The organism is Pectinatus cerevisiiphilus (assembly GCF_004341685.1).
Taxonomy (GTDB): Bacteria; Bacillota; Negativicutes; order Selenomonadales; family Selenomonadaceae; genus Pectinatus; species Pectinatus cerevisiiphilus.
Genome location: NZ_SMAA01000040.1, coordinates 1 through 1,799 on the forward strand (window position 1 = coordinate 1; position 1,799 = coordinate 1,799).

Annotated in this window: 1 protein-coding gene; it reads right to left on the reverse strand. The window is 40.0% G+C overall.

The features are described 5' to 3' along the window. Positions 1-129: 129 nt before the first annotated feature. Positions 130-1,581, reverse strand: a complete 1,452-nt coding sequence (locus EDC37_RS12165; RefSeq protein ID WP_243642196.1) for a transposase — start codon at positions 1,579-1,581, stop codon at positions 130-132. Between the last annotated feature and the right edge of the window lie 218 nt (positions 1,582-1,799).

The following is a 1,799-nucleotide window of genomic DNA, read 5'->3' on the forward strand; positions in this document are numbered from 1 at the left end:
GGGGCTGTGACAAAATGAGTAATCATTTTGTCCACAGCCTCTTTTGCTATTCGTATTGAGGTCTCAAGTAGGCAATTACTAAAAAAGGGTATACAGCCCCTTTCCCCATAAAAACTGTTTTTTTACAGTTTATGCGGCTTTTTTCAAGCGTAGTCTTTTATTGTGGTATTTATAAAGATTGTGCCCAATAGAAACCAGGAAAATCTCTAAACGTACTTGTTCCATGCCTTTTCGAACGATTCTTTTGTACCAGCGGTTATTTTTCATGATCCCAAAAGTACCTTCGGATTGAATGGAGCGATTCATACGAAGAAGTGCTCCTTGAATACTTTCCAGGTTATTCACTACTTCTTGATGCATCGAGGTTAATTCCTGGTTAAGCTGAATTGTCCGATTTTTATCCGTCTTTTTACACACGGCGGCGTACGGACAATCCGTGCAATTTTCGCACTGGTAAACTTCCTCCTGTCGTCCGTATCGATTTCCTTTTACATTTCTTCTGTACTGCAGATGAAATGCCTGTCCAGTCGGACAACGCAGTGTGCCTTCTTCGTCAATCTTGAAATTCACTGCCCGAAACGGATTATCTCGATACTTCGCGTTCGTAGTTTCTTTCTTGTACATCGTGAATTTCATGTATTTTTCCATTCCGTGTTGCTCGCAGTAAATATAATTGTTGTATGAACCATAGCCTGCATCTGCGACAGGATACTTTGGATAAAATCCGTAAGTAGCCTGAAATTTCTCTAGTAAAGGAACGAAACAATCCATGTCTGAACGGTATTGATTTACGTCAGCTACGGCTATGTATTCATCCGCAATGCCAAATTGAACATTGTAGGCTGGTAGGAGCTGGTCGTTGCCCATATAATCTGTCTTGATCCGCATGAATGTGGCACAGTGGTCTGTTTTGGAATAACTGTTCCGGTCTGGACCACAAACGGTTATCTTTTCAACATATTCTTTGAGTTTCGCTGTATATTCCTGAAGTCGTTCGTAATAGCGCTGCTGTGGTGTTTTTCGATGGCCTTTTCCATGGACAAATTTTGTTTCATCTATTTCATAGAGTTTGGCATACCGATCCGTTACTTCACTTAGGTACGCAGGAACGTATTCGGAATTCGTATCAATTTTTATGCTAAAGCTGGCAAGGTCCTGGTTGATTTCATCGAGTAACGCCGTGACTTTTTCAAAAAGTCTATATCTGGATTTTTCCGTCGCTTTCTTCCATACCCAGCTGTATTTATTTGCATTTGCTTCAAATTTCGAACCGTCGACATACAGATGGCTCAAATCCACATGATCTTTGGCAAAGATTTTCTTGTTAATATCGCTGAATAATTCCTCAACGGATGGTTTGAGCATAGTTTCGATAAAATAGCCGAACGTGCGGTAAGATGGAGTCTCATGTTCCATGAGATACATAAAGCGAAGATTGACTTTACAGCAATCTTCGAGCTCGCGGAGCGAGATATATCCATTTGTCATAAATCCGAATAAAATTGTTTTCAACATGCTGGTCGGGTTGTACCTGATACGTCCGGTAACGTGAGCTGGAACATTTCTCAGGTATTTCTCCAAATCGATTTCCTCCATAAATCTGTCAAAAACCAGCACAGGATCACAGATATCCAGATAATCTGAAATAAATAGTGGCAAAATAGCCTGTTTTGTTTTAAAATAATGTATGTTTGAATTTTTCATGTGCTATGTAAAATTTTAACACAAAAAGAGGATCGCCTGCTCATTCGAGCAAGAGATCCTCTTTTGTTTTTATAGGGATGTTATTTCACAGCCCC